The sequence below is a fragment of the Sinorhizobium americanum genome (genome assembly GCF_001651855.1).
Taxonomy (GTDB): Bacteria; Pseudomonadota; Alphaproteobacteria; order Rhizobiales; family Rhizobiaceae; genus Sinorhizobium; species Sinorhizobium americanum.
This window is the reverse complement of sequence record NZ_LNQC01000039.1, coordinates 1-21,462: the sequence shown is the minus strand read 5'-3', so window position 1 is coordinate 21,462 and position 21,462 is coordinate 1. Positions and strand designations below refer to the sequence as shown.

General features: G+C 63.0%; 17 protein-coding genes. 10 read left to right on the top strand and 7 right to left on the bottom strand.

What is annotated here, in order from left to right; genetic code table 11:
• Positions 1–39: 39 nt before the first annotated feature.
• The 5 genes from ATC00_RS03755 to ATC00_RS03735 all read right to left on the bottom strand — a co-directional run bounded on the left by ATC00_RS03755 (position 40) and on the right by ATC00_RS03735 (position 6,318).
• Complete coding sequence (locus tag ATC00_RS03755) at positions 40–1,827, bottom strand: ABC transporter ATP-binding protein (RefSeq protein WP_064252063.1); 1,788 nt, start codon at positions 1,825–1,827, stop codon at positions 40–42.
• Positions 1,827–2,849 carry a glycosyltransferase family 2 protein gene (locus ATC00_RS03750; protein WP_064251997.1) on the bottom strand — a complete coding sequence of 341 codons (1,023 nt, stop codon included), beginning with the start codon at positions 2,847–2,849 and terminating at the stop codon, positions 1,827–1,829. The genes ATC00_RS03755 and ATC00_RS03750 overlap by 1 nt, the downstream gene beginning before the upstream one ends.
• A 1-nt stretch (position 2,850) precedes the next feature.
• On the bottom strand, positions 2,851–3,966 hold the full coding sequence (locus ATC00_RS03745; RefSeq protein ID WP_064251996.1) for a glycosyltransferase family 2 protein: 1,116 nt from the start codon (positions 3,964–3,966) through the stop codon (positions 2,851–2,853).
• 2 nt (positions 3,967–3,968) lie between these two features.
• The gene (locus ATC00_RS03740; RefSeq protein WP_064252062.1) at positions 3,969–5,108 is read right to left on the bottom strand and encodes an acyltransferase family protein; all 1,140 of its coding nucleotides are present in this window, start codon (positions 5,106–5,108) and stop codon (positions 3,969–3,971) included.
• A 382-nt stretch (positions 5,109–5,490) separates the two neighbouring features.
• On the bottom strand, positions 5,491–6,318 hold the full coding sequence (locus tag ATC00_RS03735; protein ID WP_064251995.1) for a MerR family transcriptional regulator: 828 nt from the start codon (positions 6,316–6,318) through the stop codon (positions 5,491–5,493).
• 226 nt (positions 6,319–6,544) lie between these two features.
• On the opposite strand from ATC00_RS03735, the gene ATC00_RS03730 reads away from it, so the two are divergent.
• From ATC00_RS03730 to htpG, 3 genes are all read left to right on the top strand, one after another.
• Positions 6,545–7,813, top strand: coding sequence for a 4-aminobutyrate--2-oxoglutarate transaminase (locus ATC00_RS03730; protein ID WP_064251994.1), 1,269 nt, complete (start codon positions 6,545–6,547; stop codon positions 7,811–7,813).
• Positions 7,814–7,936: 123 nt separating this feature from the next.
• On the top strand, positions 7,937–9,412 hold the full coding sequence (locus ATC00_RS03725) for an NAD-dependent succinate-semialdehyde dehydrogenase (RefSeq protein WP_064251993.1): 1,476 nt from the start codon (positions 7,937–7,939) through the stop codon (positions 9,410–9,412).
• A 166-nt stretch (positions 9,413–9,578) separates the two neighbouring features.
• Positions 9,579–11,465 (top strand): molecular chaperone HtpG, encoded by a 1,887-nt coding sequence (gene htpG, locus ATC00_RS03720; RefSeq protein ID WP_064251992.1) that lies wholly within the window; start codon positions 9,579–9,581, stop codon positions 11,463–11,465.
• Between the two features lie 155 nt (positions 11,466–11,620).
• Here htpG and ATC00_RS03715 read toward each other — a convergent pair whose 3' ends face one another.
• Together ATC00_RS03715 and ATC00_RS03710 are read right to left on the bottom strand one after the other, a co-directional pair.
• A complete protein-coding gene (locus ATC00_RS03715) occupies positions 11,621–12,817 on the bottom strand; it encodes a CaiB/BaiF CoA transferase family protein (RefSeq protein ID WP_064251991.1) in 1,197 nt (398 codons plus the stop codon).
• Positions 12,818–12,828: 11 nt separating this feature from the next.
• Positions 12,829–14,016: an acyl-CoA dehydrogenase gene (locus tag ATC00_RS03710; RefSeq protein WP_064251990.1), complete on the bottom strand. Its 1,188-nt coding sequence runs from the start codon at positions 14,014–14,016 to the stop codon at positions 12,829–12,831.
• A gap of 332 nt (positions 14,017–14,348) precedes the next feature.
• On the opposite strand from ATC00_RS03710, the gene phnC reads away from it, so the two are divergent.
• From phnC to phnN, 7 genes are all read left to right on the top strand, one after another.
• On the top strand, positions 14,349–15,191 hold the full coding sequence (gene phnC / locus ATC00_RS03705; RefSeq protein WP_064251989.1) for a phosphonate ABC transporter ATP-binding protein: 843 nt from the start codon (positions 14,349–14,351) through the stop codon (positions 15,189–15,191).
• An 84-nt stretch (positions 15,192–15,275) separates the two neighbouring features.
• Entirely contained in the window at positions 15,276–16,181 is a 906-nt protein-coding gene (phnD, locus tag ATC00_RS03700; protein WP_064251988.1) for a phosphonate ABC transporter substrate-binding protein, read from the top strand.
• A 106-nt stretch (positions 16,182–16,287) separates the two neighbouring features.
• Positions 16,288–17,250, top strand: a complete 963-nt coding sequence (phnE, locus tag ATC00_RS03695; protein ID WP_064251987.1) for a phosphonate ABC transporter, permease protein PhnE — start codon at positions 16,288–16,290, stop codon at positions 17,248–17,250.
• Between the two features lie 9 nt (positions 17,251–17,259).
• A complete protein-coding gene (gene phnE, locus ATC00_RS03690; protein WP_064251986.1) occupies positions 17,260–18,777 on the top strand; it encodes a phosphonate ABC transporter, permease protein PhnE in 1,518 nt (505 codons plus the stop codon).
• Between the two features lie 125 nt (positions 18,778–18,902).
• Complete coding sequence (locus ATC00_RS03685; protein ID WP_064251985.1) at positions 18,903–19,610, top strand: DUF1045 domain-containing protein; 708 nt, start codon at positions 18,903–18,905, stop codon at positions 19,608–19,610.
• Between the two features lies 1 nt (position 19,611).
• The gene (locus ATC00_RS03680) at positions 19,612–20,751 is read left to right on the top strand and encodes an alpha-D-ribose 1-methylphosphonate 5-triphosphate diphosphatase (protein WP_064251984.1); all 1,140 of its coding nucleotides are present in this window, start codon (positions 19,612–19,614) and stop codon (positions 20,749–20,751) included.
• A complete protein-coding gene (gene phnN / locus ATC00_RS03675) occupies positions 20,748–21,335 on the top strand; it encodes a phosphonate metabolism protein/1,5-bisphosphokinase (PRPP-forming) PhnN (RefSeq protein WP_064251983.1) in 588 nt (195 codons plus the stop codon). The genes ATC00_RS03680 and phnN overlap by 4 nt, the downstream gene beginning before the upstream one ends.
• Positions 21,336–21,462: the final 127 nt, after the last annotated feature.

Below are 21,462 nucleotides of genomic sequence, written 5' to 3'. Positions count from 1 at the left end.
CGCGCACCCTGAAGGGCGCGCGGCTTTTCCTTTCTTGATTTAGCCCTGCCGCTCCGCCTCATGCTCGTAGAGCTGGTCCATGCTGAGCGAGCCGACATCGGCAAGTGGCGTCTGGCTTTTCACGCGGCCGGCGCCGAGCACCACGACGTCGTCGCAAAACGAAATCGTGCTTCGGTGATGGCTGATCACAATGGTCGTACGCCGGCCGGCGCGCAGTTTCAGCGTCTCTACGATCGCGGCTTCCGACAGCCCGTCGACGGCGTTCGTCGCCTCGTCGAGAATCAGGATTGCCGGATCGCGCACCAGTGCCCTGGCGAGCGCGATGCGCTGGCGCTGCCCGGCCGAGAGACTGGCTCCCCGGTAGCCGACCACGGTCTGATAGCCTTGTGGTAGCGTTTCGATGAAGCTGTGAGCCTCGGCCAGTACGGCCGCGCGTTTGACTTCCGCTACTGTCGCCGCCTGACCGTAGGTGATGTTCTCGAAGATCGTGCCATCCACGAGCTCCAGGTCCTGGCTCGCGACGGCGATCTGGCGACGCCATTCGCCCGGAGCGATCTGATCGAGCGGCACGCCGTCGATGAGGATTCGGCCTTCGTCAGGCTCGACGAAGCGGCACAGGAGATTGACGATCGTCGTCTTGCCGGCACCCGACCGGCCTATGAGGGCCGTCGAACGGCCCCTGCGGATCCCGAAACTGGCGGCGCGGAGCACGACCGGGCGTTCCTCCAAATCCGGATACCTGAAGGTCACCCGATCGAATGTGATGTCTCGGTGCAGGCCCTCGATCGGCTTGCTGCCGGCCGGCGGCTTCGGCTTGTCCGAGGAATCCAGAAGCCACCGCACTTCTTCAAGTGATCCGCTCCAGCCCTGGATCTGGCTCCAGGACATTTGCAGGGCACGCACATGCGGCTGCAGCCGGTAGAGCAGCACGACGAAGGCAACGATCACCGGAAAGCTGACGCCGACGGACCAGGCACCGACGACGGCCGCCAGGAAAAGCGCTGAATGCAGCACTTCCGTAAGCGGCGGCAGGATGCCCTGTCGGGTTTGCAGGACGAAAGCCGCGTGTCGGACGGAATCGGAAGCGGAGTCGAACGCCACCTTCTCCCGGTCTTCCTGGCCGAAAACGCGGATCAGCCGTCCCGCATGAACGAGATGCAGCATTCGCACCGCAAGCTCGCTGTTGAAGGAGGTCACGCTACGGCTGGGTCCCTTGAGGGTCGCCGAAAGCGCCGCATGCGCTACCTGAACAAGGATCAGACCGAGTGCAACGAAAAGCGTCATCTGCCAGGACAGGAGCAGCAGGAACGCCAAAAGGATCACCGCGGCGGAGGCGTTCACCATGGCCGCGAGCACGGTCTGGATCGCGTCGGACGCCCGCCAGGATTCATTCGAGACGATGTTGAGCAGCCGGCCGGGGTTCTGTTGCAGGAAAAACGGGTAGCCTATGCGCAAGAGCTGATTGGCCAATGCACTTCGGATCGAATGGCTCGCCTTCCCATAGATGAAATTGGTGACAATGGTGTTTGCAAAGGCGAGGAGATTCTTGAGGACGATCAGCGCCAAGATCGCGACTGCGAGCGCCAGCAGCCTGTCACCCTTGTCAAACTCCGATCCCACTTGCTGGAAAATCGCCGAGATGCCGCTCAGCGCGGGAGAATCGTCGCTGCCGGCGATAATCCCGAGCATCGGGATGATGAGACCGATGCCGGCACCTTCGAGCGCCGCGCTTGCGAGCCCGAGCACGACGACCAATGGAAGCAGGTGCAATTGGCGCCCGAGCGCGTCGCGCAAAAACTGCAGGCCAGGCATGAGGAAGCGCACAATCATCGGCTCCGCTCCAGTTCAGGTGTCCTCTCCTCGATCGGCTGCAACTCGGTCGGCGCGGCCCGGCTTGCTACGACGAGATAGGCGAACTTCGCGGCGCCAAACAGGTTCATCGAGACGATCGGCCAATGGGACAGTTGCAGTTCAGGATCGAAACGAGGACCGCCGAAGACCTGGCCACAGGCCGATCTGGCCGTCCAAAAGAAATGCCGGAGAAGCCACGGCGCTTTGAGGAGGTGTTTCAGGCAAAGCGCTCCGTTGCCCAGGCTGTAGCTTCGGTGGAGCTTCTCGATCGCCGCGCGAGACTTTCGTCCGTGGTGATGAAAGACCGTCATGTCCGGAACGTATTCGACGGGGATGCCGAGTTGAAAGGCACGCACGAGATAGTCGGTATCCTCGGCGGAATGGAGCGGCGTGCCGGCGCCGAAACGTTCGTCGAAGTGGCCGATGAGAGCGGCAACCTCGCGATGCATGGTCATGTTGCAGCCGAGGACAAAGCCACCGGGATGGACATCGCGGGTCAGGCGAGCAGCAACCTTCGACCGTTTGATTGTGAAAGGCTGGTCGGAGGCGTTACCGAGTTCGACGCGGCCGCCGCGAACAACACGCTGATCGCTGCACGCGTAATGCCGTTCCAGGTCACGCAAGTACGATCGATCTATTTCGCAGTCGTCATCTACGAACACCAGAATCCGTCCGCGGGACCGCTCCATCCCCGAGTTGCGTGCGGCCGCAAGGCCCGGGCGCGGCTCGGTGACGAGGGTGATCGTCATATTTGAAGACGCGGCGATGCGGCGCAACTCACGCGGTGTGTCGTCCGTCGATCCATTGTCGACCACCACGAGTTCGCTTGTGATCGCAGGATAAGCGCTGCCCGCCGCTTCTATCGAGCGGATGCAGGGCGCAAGCGCCTGCGCGCGGTTTCGCGTACAGACGATGAAGCTTGCGTAAGGCCTCGTGCGCGTGCGCGCCGCAACAGCGTTAACCGTCTTGCTCGGGTTCAGCGGACGTTCAAGCGCCATTTCACACCGCACCCTGCTGAGGAAGGATCGTTGCCGCTGGCACGGACTGCATGTAGCGTGCCAGCCAATCCACTTTCCTGGTGGCGGCCATGGAGAGTCGGCTGCACCAAGGTGCACGCACGCCGGCGAGCAGGCCGTACCGCTCCCGGCGCCGGAGGAGCTGCCATTTCCCCGTCCGCGTCAGGAAATCGTGCGTCAGTTCCGGCCGTTCTTCATCGACGATCATTTGATAGAGAAAGTAGAAGAAGCACAGAATGCCGTCTTCGTAGGCCTTGCGTGTCTCGGCCGGGCTGGTGCAAATCCTGCGTTCCAGCGAGAGCATGAATTCGGAAACAGCCGCGATCGTCTGCGTCGTCACCGCGGCTCCAATCTCGCGAAGTGGGCCGGCATCATCGAAAAGACCATCCCGCTCAAGGTTTTCAGCGACGATCTTCAAGTGTGTCTGACGCATCTGCCGCTGATGCTTGCTCGTCACGCTGTCGCCATGGATGCGGTAGGCAACCAGCGGCTCGTCGATCATCGCGGTCGGAAAACAATCGGCGATCCGCCGGAACAGATCGAAGTCTTCCGCATGCGGATAATCGGGATCGTAGAGGAGCATATCCTCCGGAATTGCCTTCCGATTGTAAACCACGGTCGAGTGCAGGAAGAGGGTGAAGAACATCGACAGGACGCGCATGCTTTCGCGCCGGTATATCGGGCTCGGCTTGCCGCGGAGGATGCGCGTGCCGATAAGCGTATCGATGCCTGAGCCGCACAAGGCAAGCCGAGGCTCCTCTTCAAAGAGCGCGACCTGGCGGGAGATGCGGGACGGATAGGCGACATCGTCGGCATCCATCCGCGCCACGAGCTCGCCGCTTGCGAGCGCCAGTCCCTCGTTCAAGGTCGCAATCAGGCCGCGGTTCTCCCGCGATAGAATGAAAAGGCGGCCGTCCCCTTTTCGATAAGTCTCGAGGATTTCCAGCGAACGATCCGTCGATCCGTCGTCGATCGCAATCACTTCGAGGTGCTTGTAATCCTGGTGCAGAATGCTCTCGAGCGCTGCAGCGAGGTAGGGTTCGCCATTGTAGACGGGCAGCAGGACGGACACCAATGGGCTAGACGTGGTTCGGCTCATGTTTATCGGACCTCCGAGGTCTGGAGGGCTTCATTGCGTTCGCCCTGCGCCCGTGGGCACGCCGGATTCTCCCCTTTCACGCTTCCGCGGCGAACATAGGGGAAGTGCCGTTTCAGCGCGTTGAGCGGTTGTTCGAAGGCGATCCAGGAAATCGAAGCAAGGATCAGCGTACCGGCGCCGGCGACCAGGAGCCGCCCCGGCCCCTGCTCCGAGACGTTGACGGGAATGAGAGGCTGCGCCTTGACAACAAGGGCAAGCACGATCGCATGGTAAAGATAGATGCCATAGCTGACGCGGCCGACGGAGACCATCGGCCCGCATTCGAGAAAGCGGCCAAGATTGCCTCCGGTCCCGCGCGAGCAACTGCCAACGAGCAGCGCCAGCGGCAGGAGCGGAAAGATTTCGAGCCCCATCCAGGCCAGCCACTCCAGGAGCGGCGGTTTCGGCGTCGGGCGAAACCACAGGAGGATCAGGGAAATGGCCATGAGCGGCACCCAGCCTCGCTCAGCCCATCGAGGCCAAGCTTCTCCGCTTGATCGCCTGGTGGCCAGAAGCGCGCCAATCGCCAGCGCGTCCATCGAGGCCGGCGGCAACAAATCGCGCGCCAGCGACGGCGTCCCGGTCAGCGGCCAGTAGAAGCGATAGGCGATCGAGAAGGCGATGACGCCGAGGCAGATAGCCGCGACCGAGCGCCTGGGCGCAAGAAGCACGGCCAGCGGCCAGACGATGTAGAATTGCTCCTCGATGCTCAGGCTCCAGGTGTGACAGAGCACCCAGGGGGTCCACTCGTTCTGCAGCGCATACCAGAAATTGGAAAGGTAAAGCGCATGCCAACCCAGAACGTCCTTGGAACTTTCCAACCCGGTCATCCAGACGAAGCCGAGTACCGCGAAATAGGGAGGAAAGATGCGCAGCGCCCGCCGCACATAGAAGGATTTGAGCGCGACGGCCGGCTCGAAGGCGGAATCGGCGCGCGCCTCAAGTAGCAGTCGGGTGATCAGGAAGCCGCTCAGCACGAAAAACAACCGCACGCCGATATGGCCCCAGTAGGATCCATCCGCCGCAAAAAAATGGCCGTAGAGAACCAACGAGACAGCGAGGGCACGGAGCCCGTCCAACTGTAGGTCGCGCGCAATCTGCATGAGCATCCCCCGAGTGATACCTTTGCGGGACTCTCCCTGGCGGCATCACTCCCTAGGCCGGAAAAATTTTGCCGCCACCTCGCCAGTTGCTCTCGCAAGAACGGTGAATTCAGGTGGATGAAAGACAGTTAAGGCGGTTGCGGGCGACTGTATGCCCGAATAGGGCCAAACTTTGGCACGCCTTGCGCAAGCATTCCCCCAAACTCTCACGAACCCGCGGAAGTGTGTTTCGCCTGCAACGAGGATATATCTAAACTGCAGTTGATACTGTACCGGCCACATCGGGCGCTGGTTGTAGGAATATTGGCACTACGTCTAATAAGCTGCATCAGCGGTACGCCAATTTACCTGAGGTCGTAGCCGTAAATCTTTGCAGGACCGCCTAAAAAGTCGGTGGCGTATTGATCCATAGAAGGATGGTCTCGCCATCATGGCGGTTCGACCAGGCGTGGCGGCGGCGGCTCTCGAAATAGAGGGAGTCGCCCGGATGAAGGTCGTAGAACTGATCCGAATCCAGCACGAACTCGACGCGCCCGGAAAGCACATAGACAAACTCCTCGCCTTCGTGCCGATAGGCTCCTTCGCTCGAAGCGCCGGGCGCCAGCACGAAGCGGTGGCAGTCCATCTGGTTCTTGCCCTCGGCAAGCAGCTGCACCGTCACGCCCGGCGTCGTACGCGGCCACTTGCGCCATTCGCCGGCGCGCACAAGGGCGCGTGCCTGCGGCTCGTCTTCGCCCGAAAGGCTCGAGACCGTGGTGCCGAAATATTCGGCAAGATTGTGCAAGACGGCAATCGAGACGCCCTGAGAAGTTCGCTCGAGCGTCGAGAGTACCGATGCCGCGATGCCGACATCGCCGGCCACCTGTTCCAGCGTCTTGCCGGCCGCATGCCTGAGACTTCTCAATTTGCGCCCGACCTGGAGGTCGGCATTGCCTTCCGCCGCCGGCCCGGGCCCGGAGTCGTCATTCGCCGCGCCTTCGGCCTCCAGCGCCTCGCGGATTGCGGCCGGGTTGAGGCCGCGCTCGGCGCGAAACCAGGAAATGCGCCTCAGCCGAGCGAGGTCCGCCTCGGTATATTGCCGATGGCCGGTCGCCGACCGCCCGGGCACCACGAGCCCCTGGGTTTCCCATAGGCGCAGCGTCGAGGCCGAGACGCCGGCGAGCCTCGCGGCTTCGGCCACCTTATAGCGAATATTGCCCGGCCCGCTCATCGATATTCGTCCTTCCGTCGCCGAAGACGGCGCGATTCCCCGTCGTACTCAATTTTCGGCAATCTAGCGGCGCGCCCAGCAGATTTACAAGAAGCGCCCATCAGTCGTCGTGCTCGCTCCATCACCAAATTTGATTTGCTTTCCATGTCAAAAGATGTACCACTTCCGCAGAAAAGTTGCAGAAAAAATACAATATATCTAAAACCATCCAGACAGGACAGCGACGATGACCAGCCTGACCGAACGCAAGAATGCCGCCATTTCCCGCGGCGTGGGGATGACAACGCAGATCTATGCCGAGCGCGCCGAAAACGCCGAGATTTGGGACAAGGAAGGCAATCGCTACATCGATTTCGCTTCCGGCATCGCCGTCGTCAACACGGGTCACCGCCACCCGAAGGTTATCGCGGCCGTCAAGGCGCAGCTCGATCGCTTCACCCACACCTGCCATCAGGTCGTTCCCTATGAGAACTACGTTCACTTGGCCGAGCGGCTGAATGCGCTCACCCCCGGGACGTTCGCCAAGAAGACGATCTTCGTCACCACCGGCGCGGAGGCGGTCGAGAACGCGGTGAAGGTCGCCCGCGCCGCGACCGGGCGCCAAGCGATCATCGCGTTTGGCGGCGGCTTTCATGGCCGCACCTTCATGGGCATGGCGCTGACCGGCAAGGTCGTGCCATACAAGGTCGGCTTCGGCGCAATGCCGGGCGACGTGTTCCATGCCCCCTTCCCGATCGAGCTGCACGGCATCAGCGTCGAGCAGTCGATCGCAGCACTGAAGAAGCTCTTTGCCGCAGACGTCGATCCGGCCCGTGTCGCCGCGATCATCCTCGAACCGGTCCAGGGCGAAGGCGGCTTCTATCCGGCCCCGACCGCGTTCATGAAGGCGCTCCGCGAGATTTGCGATCAGCACGGCATCCTTCTGATCGCCGACGAAGTCCAGACCGGCTTTGCCCGCACCGGCAAGCTTTTCGCGATGCAGCATCATGACGTTGCACCGGATCTGACGACTATGGCGAAGAGCCTCGCCGGCGGCTTCCCGCTCGCCGCCGTGACGGGCCGCGCCGAGATCATGGACGCGCCGGACCCGGGCGGTCTTGGCGGCACCTATGGCGGCAATCCGATCGGCATCGCCGCGGCGCACGCCGTGCTAGACGTCATCGAGGAAGAGCAGCTTTGCGAGCGGGCAAACCAGCTCGGCAACCGGCTCAAGCAGCGCCTTGCGGCGATCCGCGAAAAGGCACCCGAGATCGCTGACATCCGCGGCCCCGGCTTCATGAATGCGGTCGAATTCAATGATGCGAAAACGAACCTGCCGAGCGCCGAGTTCGCCAACAAGGTCCGCCTCGTCGCTCTCGAAAAGGGATTGATCCTGCTGACCTGCGGCGTTCACGGCAATGTCATCCGCTTCCTGGCGCCGATCACCATCCAGGACGCGGTTTTTGCCGAGGCGCTGGATATTCTCGAAGCTTCGATACTCGAGGCCCGCGGTTGACGGCTGGCCGGGCGACCGCTATCGCGCTCTTCTGCCTGTTGCTGGGCGCGCCTCTGCGCGCCCCGCAACAAAACAATGAGCGAGGCTTGCTGAGCCGTGACCCGCCTCGCCGGAGGACGCAACATGGCCTTGACACTCGCACTCACCAAGCATCTTGGCGCGGCGGACCAATTCACAGCGCTCGATCCGGTGAGCCGGGCCGCTGGCGTGTGGAACGGGCCGACCTTCGATGTCTTCAATCCTTCGACGGGCGAATTGCTGGCGACGCTTCCGGACATGGGGATCGAGGACGCACATGCCGCAATCGAAGCAGCCGCCAGGGCTCAGCCGCTCTGGGCGGGGAAGCCAGCCAAGGATCGAAGCGCGATCCTGCGCCGCTGGCACGACCTCATCGTCGAGCATGTCGACGATCTCGCCGCCATTCTCACCGCCGAGATGGGCAAGCCACTTATCGAAGCGAAGGGCGAGGTCCTGCATGCCGCTTCCTACGTCGAATGGTATGCGGAGGAGGCGAAACGCGTCTATGGCGAAACCTTTCCGGCTCCTGCCAATGACCGCCGGATGCTCGTCATCAAGCAGCCCGTCGGCGTCGTCGGCACCATAACACCATGGAACTTCCCGGCCTCGATGGTGGCGCGCAAGATTTCCCCGGCGCTTGCCGCCGGCTGCGCCATCGTCCTGAAGCCTGCGGAACAGACGCCGCTGGTCGCCGGGGCGATGTTCGTGCTTGCCGAGAAGGCCGGCTTTCCCGATGGCGTACTCAATCTGCTCTACGCCTCGGAGGGGGCGCCGATCGGGCGGGAACTCTGCAGCAACCCCAAGGTCCGCAAGATCAGCTTCACCGGTTCGACCGAAGTCGGCCGCCTCCTGATGCGGCAATGTTCCGACCAGATCAAGAAGGTCAGCCTCGAACTCGGCGGCAACGCCCCTTTCATCGTCTTTGACGACGCCGACATAGACGAGGCGGTCGACGGCGCGGTCCAGGCGAAGTTCCGCAATGCCGGGCAGACTTGCGTTTCGGCCAACCGCATCTATGTGCAAACGGCGGTGCACGACGCCTTCGCCGCAAAATTCGTCGCGCGGGTGCGCGAGCTAAGCGTCGGCGACGGCTTTTCGCCCGGGATCACCATCGGTCCGATGATCGATGCCCACGCGATCGAAAAGATCGAGGCACATGTCGCCGATGCGCTCGCCAAGGGCGCCGAACTTCGCTGCGGCGGCCAATCGATCGGCACGAAGGGCACGTTCTTCGAGCCCACCGTGCTTACCGGCATTTCGCACGACATGCGCGTCGCCCAGGAGGAGACATTTGGGCCGATTGCTCCGATCATCCGCTTCGAGACCGCCGAGCAGGTGGTGGCCGAGGCAAACGACACGATCTACGGCCTCGCCGCCTATTTCTATGCCGAGAACCTGAAGCGGGTCTGGCATGTGGCAGAGGCGTTGGAATATGGCATGGTCGGCATCAATACCGGCCGCATGTCATCCGAGGCAGCTCCCTTCGGCGGCATAAAGCAATCAGGGATCGGTCGCGAGGGCTCGCGCCACGGCCTCGAGGACTATCTCGAGATGAAATATCTCTGCATGGGCAATATCTGAACTTTCGCGGTGCACCCCTCACATCATCTCGTTGCCGGAATGCCTTACAGCTCTTGAAATTCTCTCTGCGCCTTGCCAATTGGGGCGAAACCCGAAGCAGGAGGGACGCAAGGCCTCCCGCTCCGACCGGTCGAAATCAAGCTAATCCCAGGAGGTCCGCAGCACGATGAGTGACGCCGAAATGTCCGTCGAGAAACATGTCTTCGAAGCCGATGTGGCGAAACTGCTGCATCTGATGGTGCACTCGGTCTATTCCGACAAGAACGTCTTTCTTCGCGAACTGATTTCGAATGCGGCGGATGCCTGCGAGAAGCTGCGCTACGAGGCGATCGTCGCGCCGGAACTGCTCGGCAGCGATCCGGCGGCGCGCATCACGCTGACACTCGACGAGGAGAACGGCCGCCTCGTCGTCGAGGACAACGGCATCGGCATGAGCCGTGACGAGCTGGTCGAATCGCTCGGCACGATCGCCCGCTCCGGCACCCGCGCCTTCATGGAGCGGATCGAGGCGGCGCAGGGCAAGGACGGTGCGCAGCTGATCGGCCAGTTCGGCGTCGGCTTCTATTCGGCTTTCATGGTGGCCGACAATGTCGACGTCGTTTCCCGCCGCGCCGGCTCCGACAAGGCCTGGCACTGGGCGTCAGACGGCAAGGGCAGCTACACGGTCTCCGCTGTCGAGCTCGCCGATGCGCCGGCGCGCGGCACCCGCATCACGCTGTACCTGATGGAGGACGCCAAGACCTACACCTCGCGCTGGACCGTCGAGCGTATCGTCAAGGATCAGTCCGGCCATGTACCGGTACCGATCTCGATCGCTGAGAAGCCAGGTGCCGAGCCTGCGCAGGTTGCAGACGGCACTGCGCTGTGGACCAAGCAGAAGAGCGAGATCAGCAAGGAAGACTATACGGATTTCTACCGCGGCGTTGCCGGGCAGTACGACGAGCCGGCGCTGACCATTCACTTCCGAGCCGAGGGGCGCCACGAATATACGGCACTCGCCTTCGTCCCTGGCTCGAAGCCGTTCGACCTGTTCGATCCGGATCGCAAGGGCCGCATGAAGCTCTATGTGAAGCGCGTCTTCATCACCGACGAGGCGGAGTTGCTGCCGCGGTACCTGCGTTTCGTGCGCGGCCTCGTCGACACCGCCGATCTGCCGCTCAACGTCTCGCGCGAGATGATCCAGGAAAGCCCGCTGCTTGCGAGCATCCGCAAGGGCCTGACGAACCGCGTCCTGACAAGCATCGAAAAGCTTGCGGAAAGCGAGCCGGAATCCTTCGCCACGGTCTGGGAGAACTTCGGCAGCGTCATCAAGGAGGGCCTCTACGAGGATTTCGAACGGCGCACGCAGCTCCTTGCCCTTTCCCGCTTCCGCACCACCGTCTCAGACGACGGGCCGCGCGCCTTGAGCGACTACGTCAAGGACATGAAGGACGGCCAGTCGGCGATCTACTACCTCACCGGCGACAACCTCGCCCAACTCAAGGCCTCGCCGCAGCTTGAGGGTTTTCGCGCCCGCGGTATCGAGGTGCTGCTCTTGACCGATCCCGTCGACAGCTTCTGGGTGACGACGGCGCCGGACTTTGAAGGCAAGCCGTTCAAGTCGATCACCCAGGGAGCCGCCGACCTCGCCGGCATTGCCAAACAAGGCTCCGAAACGGCCTCTTCGCAGGCCAGCCCGACGGTCGCTGAATTCGTGAGCTTTGCGAAGGCGACGCTCGGCGAGACGGTCTCGGACGTCAGAGCCTCCGACCGCCTGACGGAAAGCGCCGTCTGCCTCGTCGCCCCGGAGCACGGCCCGGACCGCCAGTTGCAGAAGATGCTGCAAGGCGCCGGCCGCATGGAAGGAGCGGCAAAGCCGATCCTGGAGATCAACCCCGAGCATGCGTTGATCGCCGCGCTCGCCGGTTGCCCTGCCGAAGACGGCTCGTTCCGCGAGGATGCGGTGAAGCTGCTGCTCGATCAGGCGCGCGTTCTCGACGGCGACAAGCCTGAGGATCCCCGCGCCTTTGCTGAGCGTTTGTCGCGGGTGTTCAATAGGGCCTTGAAGGGCTGAAGGAGCGCGGCTTTGCCCCTCATCCGCTGCCGCGACCTTCTCCCCGCAAGCGGGGCGAAGGGGCGAGCGGCGCGCTCCCAGACCCCTCGTCCCGCTTGCGGGGAGAGGGCTGGGGTGAGGCGCAAGCAAAGGGAATTCCATCGACGGCGCGCAGCTTAGTCGGCTTCACCATTTTTGGTCGGAACGGCCATCCCTATTTCCGCCAGCACCTCGGCCGTATGCTCCCCAAGCCTCGGCACGCCGCGCTCCAGCGCCAGCGATGCGCCGGAAAACCGGACCGGTGTCCTGACCCCAGGCGACGTACCGGTCGCCGCCCCGGTATGCGGCGTTTCGACCCGCATCTGCCGATGCATGATCTGTGGATCGGCGAAGACGTCGGCAACCGTATTGATCGGTCCGCCCGGGACGCCGGCAGCTTCGAGCTTGGCGAGCAGCGCGTCGCGCGCGAACTTCTGGGTCTCCGCGGCGAGTTCCGGCGTCAGGCTGTCGCGGTTCTGAACGCGCCCGGCATTCGTCCTGTAGCGCTCGTCGGCTGCGAGATCGGGACGGCCGAGCAGCTCGCAGAACTTGATAAACTGCCGGTCGTTGCCGACCGCGACGATCAGGTGGCCATCCGTGGTCGGGAACACCTGGTAGGGCGCGATATTCGGATGGGCGTTGCCGAGCCGCCGCGGCGCCTTGCCGGAGACGAGGAAGTTCAGCGCCTGATTGGCGAGCACGCCGGTCATGCAGTCAAGCAGCGCCATGTCGATCTGCTGCCCCATGCCGGTGCGTTCGCGCTGCGCCAGTGCAGCCTGCACTGCGATCACGCCATAGAGGCCGGTGAAGATGTCGGCAAAGGCCACGCCGATCTTCTGCGGCTCCCGGTCCGGCTCGCCGGTCAGGTCCATGATGCCGCTCATGCCCTGGATGATATAGTCGTAGCCGGCGCGGCTCGCATAGGGCCCGTCCTGGCCGAATCCGGTCACAGAGCAATAGATCAGCCGCGGGTTGATCGTCTTCAGGCTCTCGTAGTCGAGGCCGTATTTGGCCAGGCCGCCGACCTTGAAGTTTTCGAGAAGAATGTCTGATTGCGCTGCAAGACGGCGCACGGCCTCCTGCCCCTCCTCCGTCGTGAAGTCGAGAACGACGGAGCGTTTTCCCCGATTGCAGGCATGGAAATAGGCGGCATCGAGCTTCTCGCCCCCCTCGCCTTCGACGAAAGGTGGACCCCAGCTGCGGGTGTCGTCTCCGGCCGGGCTCTCCACCTTGATGACTTCCGCACCGAGATCGGCGAGCGTCTGGCCGATCCACGGACCGGCGAGGATGCGGGCGAGTTCGAGAACCCTTATGCCCTGGAGCGGCGCTTCCATCGTCACACCGCTCAGAAAAAGGCCTGCAGCCCGGTCTGGGCGCGGCCGAGGATCAGTGCATGGACGTCATGCGTGCCCTCATAAGTGTTGACCGTCTCGAGGTTTACCATGTGGCGCATGACCTGGTACTCCTCGGAAATGCCGTTGCCGCCGTGCATGTCGCGTGCCATGCGGGCGATGTCGAGCGCCTTGCCGCAATTGTTGCGCTTGACGATAGAGATCATCTCCGGAGCCATCCGCCCCTCGTCCATCAGCCGCCCGACGCGCAGCGACCCCTGCAGCCCTAGCGCGATCTCGGTTTGCATGTCGGCAAGCTTCTTCTGGAAGAGCTGCGTCTGGGCGAGCGGTCGGTTGAACTGCTTGCGGTCGAGGCCGTATTGCCGGGCCGCGTGCCAGCAGAATTCGGCCGCACCCAACGCTCCCCAGGAAATGCCGTAGCGGGCGCGGTTGAGGCAGCCGAAGGGGCCCTTGAGACCTTCGACATTCGGCAGCAAGGCCTCCTCCCCCACTTCGACATTGTCGAGAACGATTTCGCCGGTGATCGACGCCCTGAGTGAAAGCTTGCCGGCGATCTTCGGCGCCGATAGGCCCTTCGTGCCCTTCTCCAGCACAAAGCCGCGAATGGCATTCCCATGCGCCTCCGACTTCGCCCAGACGACGAAGACATCGGCGAGCGGCGCGTTGGAGATCCACATCTTCGAGCCGATCAGGCGATAGCCGCCGTCCGTCTTGATCGCCCTGGTCTTCATGCCCGCCGGGTCGGAGCCGGCATCAGGTTCGGTGAGCCCGAAGCAGCCGATCCACTCGCCGCTGATCAGCTTCGGCAGGTATCTTTGCTTCTGTTCTTCGGAGCCGTAGGCGAAGATCGGGTAGATGACCAGCGAGGATTGCACGCTCATCATCGAGCGATAGCCGGAATCGACCCGCTCGACCTCGCGGGCGACGAGACCGTAGGCGACATAGGAGGCGCCGACGCCGCCATAGGTGTCGGGCACCGTCACCCCGAGCAGGCCGAGCTCGCCCATTTCGCGGAAAATCGCCGGGTCGGTCTTTTCGTCGCGATAGGCTTCGATCACCCGCGGCTGCAGTCGCTCCTGGGCATAGGCGCGTGCCGTATCGCGGATCATTCGCTCGTCTTCGCTCAGCTGATCTTCCAGGAGGAATGGATCGTCCCACTGGAATTGACTTTTGCCGGACATGTTTCTCTCCCATCGGATCTCAGTAGGCAGGGAATTCAGGCGTAAAGCTGCACATCTTCCCGGTCCCGCCGCTGGAGTTATCGCAAGTGGGGGCAATGGTTTCAAATGTAATTGAGGCAATGGTTCATGCACCAGCTGCATGATTTCCCTGAATTGGCAGTTGCAAGCAGTCGTCTGCTTCATCCGCTTCTGTTGTCGCTGATGAGAGCGCCCAGGCCCGCGCCTGTGAACTGTAACAGAAGCTACAACAAACTGACATCGCGCCTTCACGAAGCGTCGATATGGCAGGGATCACTAATAAACGATCGCCCCCGGACGAGGACCTGCTGCCGATGTTTGAGTTGAGGAACGTGACCCGCCACTTCGGCAAGAAGCGAGCCGTCGATTCCGTCACCTTCGATATACCGCAGGGCCAGATGGTCGGGGTCATCGGCCGCTCCGGGGCCGGCAAGTCGACGCTTTTGCGGATGATCAACCGGCTGGTCGATCCAACCTCCGGGACGATTGAATTCGGCGGCATCGAGGTCTCCTCGCTCAGGGGTTCGGCCCTCAGAAACTGGCAGCGCGACTGCGCGATGATCTTCCAACAGTTCAACCTCGTCCCGCGCCTCGACGTGCTCACCAATGTCCTTCTCGGCCGGCTCAACCATCGTTCGACGGTCTCGAGTATACTCAACCTGTTCACCCGAGAAGAACGGATCATGGCGATCGGCGCACTGGAGCGTCTCGGCATCGAGCAGACGGCACTGCAGCCGGCCGGTACGCTGTCCGGCGGCCAGCAGCAGCGCGTCGCAATCGCCCGGGCGCTGATGCAGCAGCCCAAGGTGCTGCTGGCCGACGAGCCGATCGCGTCACTCGACCCGCTCAACGCCAAGATCGTCATGGATGCGCTGCGCGACATCAACGAGCGCGACGGCATCACCGTCGTCACCAACCTCCACACCCTCGACACGGCCCGCAATTATTGCGAACGGATCATCGGCATGGCGCAGGGCCGCGTCGTCTTCGACGGTCAGCCCAAGGATCTCACCGCCGCGGCGGTCGCCGAGATATACGGCGCCGATACGGCGATTGAGGAATCGATGACCTCGACGAGCATCCACATTCCCGCGGCTGTCGCTCGCGAGGAAAACGCATCGGCCGGCTACAAGCCGCTGGCACTGGCCGGCCTTTAAGGCCGCCGCGATCGAATGCCCGCGTCAAGGGCATCTTTAACCGCCAACCATCCGCATATCCGGAAAAACGGGAGAACGAACCTCATGCTGAAGAAAGCTCTTCTTGGCGCCGTTGCGCTAATTGCCCTCGCCGGCCATGCCCAGGCCGAAGACCTCAAGGAATTCCGCATCGGCATCATGGGCGGCGAGAACGAAGCCGACCGCCTGCGCAACTACCAGTGCCTAGTCGACAAGCTTCCGGCCGCCATCGGCGTCGAGAAAGTCTCGCTCTTCCCGGCTGCAGACTATGACGGCGTCATACAGGGCCTCCTCGGCGGCACGCTCGACTATGCCGAACTCGGCGCTTCTGGCTACGCCAAGATCTACCTCGCCAAGGCTGATGCGGTCGAGCCGATCCTGACCACGGTCCAGACCGATGGCTCCACCGGCTATCACTCGATCATGGTCGCCCGCAAGGACTCCGGCATCACCAAACTCGAGGATCTCAAGGGCAAGAAGCTTGGCTTCGCCGATCCGGACTCCACCTCCGGCTACCTCGTCCCCCTCGTCACCCTTCCGGAAGCGATCGGCGCACCGGTCAAGGAATATTTCGGAGAGACAGGCTTCGGCGGCGGTCATGAAAACCTCGTCCTCGAAGTCCTGAAGGGCACCTTCGATGCCGGCACGACCTTCGGGTCGGGAGTCGGCGAGTTCAAGGACGGCTACACCTCCGGCAATCTGCGCAAGATGGTCGACAAGGGCGTGCTCGACATGAACGACCTCGTCGAGCTGTGGCGCTCGCCGCTGATCCCGAACGGCCCGATCGTCGTGCGCACCACGATGAACGACGACATGAAGGCGAAGTTCAAGCAGTTCATGATGGATCTGCCGAAGACCGACGCCGCCTGCTTCTCGGCCATCCAGGGCGGTGATTTCACCGGCTTTACCGAAGTCAACACCGATTTCTACAAGCCGATCATCGACGCTCGCAAGGCAACGATCGGCGGCTGATCAAGAACCGCCAGATATAGGCTGGCCGCGTCACGCGGCCAGCCTTTGATTGTTCGGGGTTGCCGCCGGCACCCACCGCAAGAGGCCGGCACGAGCCGGAGATCCCATGGCCACTTCCGTGCTGTCCCAGCGCTTGAGCGAGAACGGCGCCCTGATCGAGCGTCATTGGCAAGAGCTCAATGCGCGCCGGCGCCTCTATACCTGCCTCGGGCTCGCCGCCCTTGCGCTCGCACTTTTCGGCTCGCTCTGGTTCGCGAACGACTCGAATGCCGGGAAATTCCTCGTCCGCCTGCCGCATTTCTTCGACTTCGTCGGTGACCTGATGCCGCGCGAGCCGATGGAGATCGGTCGGGCGCTCTTCGATCTGCCTTCTCCCTACGACGACGGGAGTTTCAAATACAATTACCCCGAAGGCCGGCTATACGTCACCGAGGGCCTCTACATTCCCGAATACTTTCACAAGATGCTGGAGACGGTGAATATCGCCATCTTCTCGACGCTGATCGGTGCGTTCTTCGGCTTCATCCTGTGCTTCCTCGCGGCCCGCAACCTGACGCCCAGCGCTTGGGTGCGCGGCCCGGTCCGCCGGATCATGGAAATCCTGCGCGCTTTTCCGGAAGTCGTGATCGCCGGCTTCTTCCTGGCGATCCTCTCGCTCGGGCCGATCCCCGCGATCGCGGCGGTGTCGATTCATACGATCGGCGCGCTCGGCAAGCTGTTCTTCGAAGTGGTCGAGAATGCCGACATGAAGCCGGAGGAGGGCCTGCGCGCCGTTGGCGCCAGCTGGATCGAGCGGGTCTGGTTCGGCATCGTGCCGCAGGTCCTGCCGAACTTCACCAGCTATTTCCTGCTGCGCCTGGAGATCAACGTGCGGGCCTCGACGATCATCGGTGCCGTCGGCGGCGGCGGCATCGGCGAGCTTCTGCGCCTGTCGATCGGCCAGGGCCATCAGGCCAAGACGCTCGCGATCGTGCTTTTGCTCTTCGCAACGATCTTCGCCGTTGATCAGTTCTCCGCCTGGCTTCGCCGCCGCCTCGTCGGCGACCAGGCCTTCCAGCTCGCCCAGTAGGAGCGCGCCATGATCGCCTCGACCAAGCCCAGTGCGCTCGAAATGGACGCCATTGCAGCGCGCCACCCGCATCTCCTGCAGTCCTCTACTGCAAGGAGGCGCAGGACGGCGCTAATCGGAATCGGCGTCGTTCTCTATCTCGCATTCAGCTGGTGGTTCTTCTCGATCGGCCATGTGCTTGCCAACGCCAATTGGGGCATCGCGGGCACCTATCTCGCCGACTGGGTCTCCTATGAGGTTCGCCCCGAGATCGCTGTCGCGCCCGATGGGACGATGGCCGTTTCCTACCAGCGCAACTCGCCGCTCGGCCGAAATCCCAATCCGGAGTGGCTGGCCCTTGAAAAGCGCACAGTAGCACGCACCGTCGAGGCACCGGCTGCGGCCCAAGAGGCACCGAAGCCGAAGACGAGTTCCTCGTTCAACTTCATGACTCCGAAGGCCGCGCTCGGCGGCGGAGAGGCTGCGGCCGGGCAGAAGATTGGCGCGGCCCGTACCGAGCAAGCCGTCACCCGGGCGGTCGTCACCTATGACCGGTCGACGCGCCTCGAAGTCGCTGACAGACTGGTCACTGCCATACACGGTGGCGAAACGCTGACCATGACGGTCGACGGCGCCGACACCGTTACGCCGCAGACGCCGTTGCCAAGCTGGGCCGTGCAGAAGCGGCCGGGTGAAAAGGTCATGCTTTCCTTCGGCTTCACCGGCTGGGCGGAAGTTACCGGCGACGAGGTCTCGATCCGCAATCGCTTCTTCGGCTGGGCGAACTTCCTCTTCGATACCAACTCGCCGTTCTTCGGAAAATCCTACGGCGAAGTGGCACGTCTGATCCTGTCGGGAGACCGGATCGATCCGGCGCGCCCGAACCTGTCGCTCGCCTGGGACAACATCCTCTACAATGCCGAATGGCAGCATCTCGACGTCTGGACGAAGCTGCTGCAAACGATCGTCATGGCCTTTGTCGGGACGGTCTTCGCATCCTGCATCGCCTTCCCGCTCTGCTTCCTTGCGGCCCGCAACATCACGCCGAGCCGCATGACGAACCAGTTGGTCAAGCGCTTCTTCGACTTCCTGCGCTCGGTCGACATGTTCATCTGGGCGCTGTTCTTCACCCGCGCCTTCGGGCCCGGGCCGCTTGCCGGCATCTCGGCGATCTTCTTCACCGACACCGGCACGCTCGGCAAGCTCTACTCCGAAGCGCTGGAGAACATCGACGACAAGCAGCGCGAAGGCGTCAAATCCGTCGGCGCTCCGTCGATCGCGGTGCAGCGCTTCGGCGTGCTGCCGCAGGTGCTTCCCGTCTTTGCCAGCCAGGCCCTTTATTTTTGGGAATCGAACACCCGCTCCGCAACCATCATCGGCGCCGTCGGGGCCGGCGGCATCGGGCTGAAGCTTTGGGAAGCCATGCGAACCAATTCGGATTGGGAGAATGTCGCCTATATGGTGCTTTTGATCTTGATGGTTGTCTTCGTTTTCGACAGCATCTCGAACGCGTGCCGCTCCCGGCTGATGGGGCGCAGCGGAGACTGAACTCTTTTTGCGCTTCACACCGATGCGATCATGATGTTGTCATGCAAATCGGCTAGCTGCGCATCACACCCACAAGTGGTCGGCTCCCCTCACCCCCGGGGCGACGATCAAGAAAGTGAAGACCAGTGCGCTACGCAATCTATTTCGCGCCGCCGGCCGATGACCGGCTGTCGCAGACCGCGTCCCGTTGGCTCGGCCGCGACGCCTTTCTTGACGGTGCACTGACTTGGCCGCAAGACCTGGCACTCGAACGGGAACAGCAAATGGCCTTGACGGCCGAGCCGCGCCGCTACGGCTTCCACGGCACGCTCAAGGCACCTTTCGAGCTTGCGTCAGTACGAAGCGAAGCGGAATTGATCGCGGCCTTCGACGAACTCGCGGCGGAAATCGAGCCCTTCGATATACCGGACATCAGGCTTCAGCAGATCGGTCCATTCTTCGCGCTGGTACCCTGCGCGCACTCCGCGCCGCTACAGGCGCTGGCTGAGCAGGCAGTTCGCCGCTTCGAGCCTTTTCGCGCGCCCCTTTCAGAAGCGGATCTCGCCCGCCGCAATCCCGAGAAGCTAACGCAGCGTCAACAGGTTCACCTAGCGGCATGGGGATACCCATATGTCTTCGAGGAGTTCCAGTTCCATTTGACGCTCACCGGCCCTGTGCCGGAGGAGGCGCGCGACTTGGTGCGCGAGACGCTCGAGGCCGCCTTCGACACGTTCATCGGCCGGCCGCTGAGCATCTCGACGATCGCTCTCTTCGTCGAGCCGCAGCGCGGCGCCCCCTTCACCGTTCATTCCCTGCTGCCGCTCGGCAGCGCATCCGCACGAAAGATTGCATGACATGAGCAGCGAACAGGTTCTGAGCAATGCCCGCATCGTCCTCGAAAATGATATTATCGACGGCTCGGTGCTGATCCGCGACGGCAAGATTGCCGACATTTCGGAAGGCGCGAGCCCGATCGGCGAGGATTTCGAGGGCGACTATCTGCTTCCCGGACTGATCGAGCTTCACACCGACCATCTCGAGGCGCACTACTCTCCGCGGCCCGGCGTGCGCTGGCTGAAGATCGCCGCCATCCAGGCGCACGATGCCCAGGTCGTCACCTCCGGCATCACCACCGTCTTCGACTGTCTGCGCCTCGGCTCGGACGAGGAAAGCGGCTTCCCGAAGGGCGAAATGCGCAGCATGGCCGACGCCTTGGCTCAGGCGAAGGACGAGGGCCGGCTGCGCGCCGACCACCTCATCCACCTACGCTGCGAGGTTTCGACCGCGGACGTTCTGGAGCACTACGACGATTTCCGCGACGACCCTCAGGTTCGCCTCGTCTCGCTGATGGACCACGCGCCCGGCCAGCGCCAGTTCCAGACGATGGAGCAATATATCCTCTACTACAAGACCAAGCGCGGCCTGACGGACGAGGCTTTCGCTGCCTTCGTCGAGCGCCAGCAGGCGCTGTCGGCACGCTATGCGGCGCCGCACCGCACGGCGCTCGCTGAGGCCTGCGCCGAACGCGGCATCACCGTCGCCAGCCACGACGACGCCACCCTTGCGCATGTCGAGGAGTCGATCGGTTATGGCGTCCGTTTGGCAGAGTTTCCGACGAGCTTCGAAGCGGCGGAGGCCTCCCACCGCGCGGGCCTCAGCGTCTTGATGGGCGCGCCTAATGTCGTGCGCGGCAAGTCGCATTCCGGAAACATCGCGGCGCGCGAGCTTGCCGAGCGCGGCGTGCTCGATGTGCTTTCGTCGGATTACGTGCCCTTCAGCCTGATCCATGCACCCTTCATCCTCGCCGACGAGGTCGAGAGCATCGATCTCCCGAGTGCAATCGCCCTGGTAACTGCGACACCGGCACGCACCGTCGGCCTCGCCGATCGCGGCCGGATTGCCGTCGGGCTGCGCGCCGATGTCGTTCGTGTTCATCGCCCTGAGGGCATTCCGGTTGTTCGCTCCGTATGGCGCGAAGGACGGCGTGTCGCATGACGGCCGCCGAAAATCAGAGCGGAACGCTGATCGTCGTCGTCGGCCCGAGCGGTGCCGGCAAGGATAGTGTCATGGGTTTCGCCGCCCTCCACTTCGCGCAGCGGCCGGATATTCTCTTCGTCCGCCGGGTCATCACCCGCCCCTCGGATGCCGGCAGCGAAGTGCACGAAAGCGTCTCCACAGCGGAATTCGAGGAAATGCAGGAGAGTGCAGCCTTCGCCGTTTCCTGGCAGGCACACGGCCTGAGCTACGGCATTCCGCGCGAGATCGCCGACAGGATCGAGAGCGGCATGACGGCGATCGTCAACGGTAGCCGCGCCGCCCTTCCCGTGATTCGTGCCGCCTTCGGCAAGGTTGCGGTCGCCCTGGTCACCGCCGACGCGCCGGTGCTTGCAAAGCGCCTCGCCCAACGCGGTCGCGAGAGCGAGGAAGACGTGCTGCGTCGACTAAAGCGGCAGGTTCCCGACGTCGTCGCCGGACCGGACGTGACCGTGATCGACAACAGTGGCCGGCTCGACATTGCTGGTCAGCATTTCGTCGCGCTCGTCGAACGGCATTGCGCCAAGGCCCCTCACCCCGCCTGATCGGCGACTATCGGACAATTTCGCCCCAAGCCCCGGATCGAAGGACCGGGGCCTTCTCTTTTTGGGCTGGGTCTGTCAAGCAAAGGACATCCTCTCCGCGCCTACAAGGCGCGGCGTCGGTCGTTGT

Coding starts and splice junctions, on each gene's coding strand:
- ATC00_RS03735 (WP_064251995.1), bottom strand. CDS start 6,318: ATGAGCGGGCCGGGCAATATTCGCTATAAGGTGGCCGAAGCCGCGAGG.
- ATC00_RS03740 (WP_064252062.1), bottom strand. CDS start 5,108: ATGCAGATTGCGCGCGACCTACAGTTGGACGGGCTCCGTGCCCTCGCT.
- htpG (WP_064251992.1), top strand. CDS start 9,579: ATGAGTGACGCCGAAATGTCCGTCGAGAAACATGTCTTCGAAGCCGAT.
- phnC (WP_064251989.1), top strand. CDS start 14,349: ATGTTTGAGTTGAGGAACGTGACCCGCCACTTCGGCAAGAAGCGAGCC.
- ATC00_RS03730 (WP_064251994.1), top strand. CDS start 6,545: ATGACCAGCCTGACCGAACGCAAGAATGCCGCCATTTCCCGCGGCGTG.
- ATC00_RS03725 (WP_064251993.1), top strand. CDS start 7,937: ATGGCCTTGACACTCGCACTCACCAAGCATCTTGGCGCGGCGGACCAA.
- ATC00_RS03745 (WP_064251996.1), bottom strand. CDS start 3,966: ATGAGCCGAACCACGTCTAGCCCATTGGTGTCCGTCCTGCTGCCCGTC.
- ATC00_RS03680 (WP_064251984.1), top strand. CDS start 19,612: ATGAGCAGCGAACAGGTTCTGAGCAATGCCCGCATCGTCCTCGAAAAT.
- phnN (WP_064251983.1), top strand. CDS start 20,748: ATGACGGCCGCCGAAAATCAGAGCGGAACGCTGATCGTCGTCGTCGGC.
- ATC00_RS03750 (WP_064251997.1), bottom strand. CDS start 2,849: ATGGCGCTTGAACGTCCGCTGAACCCGAGCAAGACGGTTAACGCTGTT.
- ATC00_RS03715 (WP_064251991.1), bottom strand. CDS start 12,817: ATGGAAGCGCCGCTCCAGGGCATAAGGGTTCTCGAACTCGCCCGCATC.
- phnD (WP_064251988.1), top strand. CDS start 15,276: ATGCTGAAGAAAGCTCTTCTTGGCGCCGTTGCGCTAATTGCCCTCGCC.
- phnE (WP_064251987.1), top strand. CDS start 16,288: ATGGCCACTTCCGTGCTGTCCCAGCGCTTGAGCGAGAACGGCGCCCTG.
- phnE (WP_064251986.1), top strand. CDS start 17,260: ATGATCGCCTCGACCAAGCCCAGTGCGCTCGAAATGGACGCCATTGCA.
- ATC00_RS03710 (WP_064251990.1), bottom strand. CDS start 14,016: ATGTCCGGCAAAAGTCAATTCCAGTGGGACGATCCATTCCTCCTGGAA.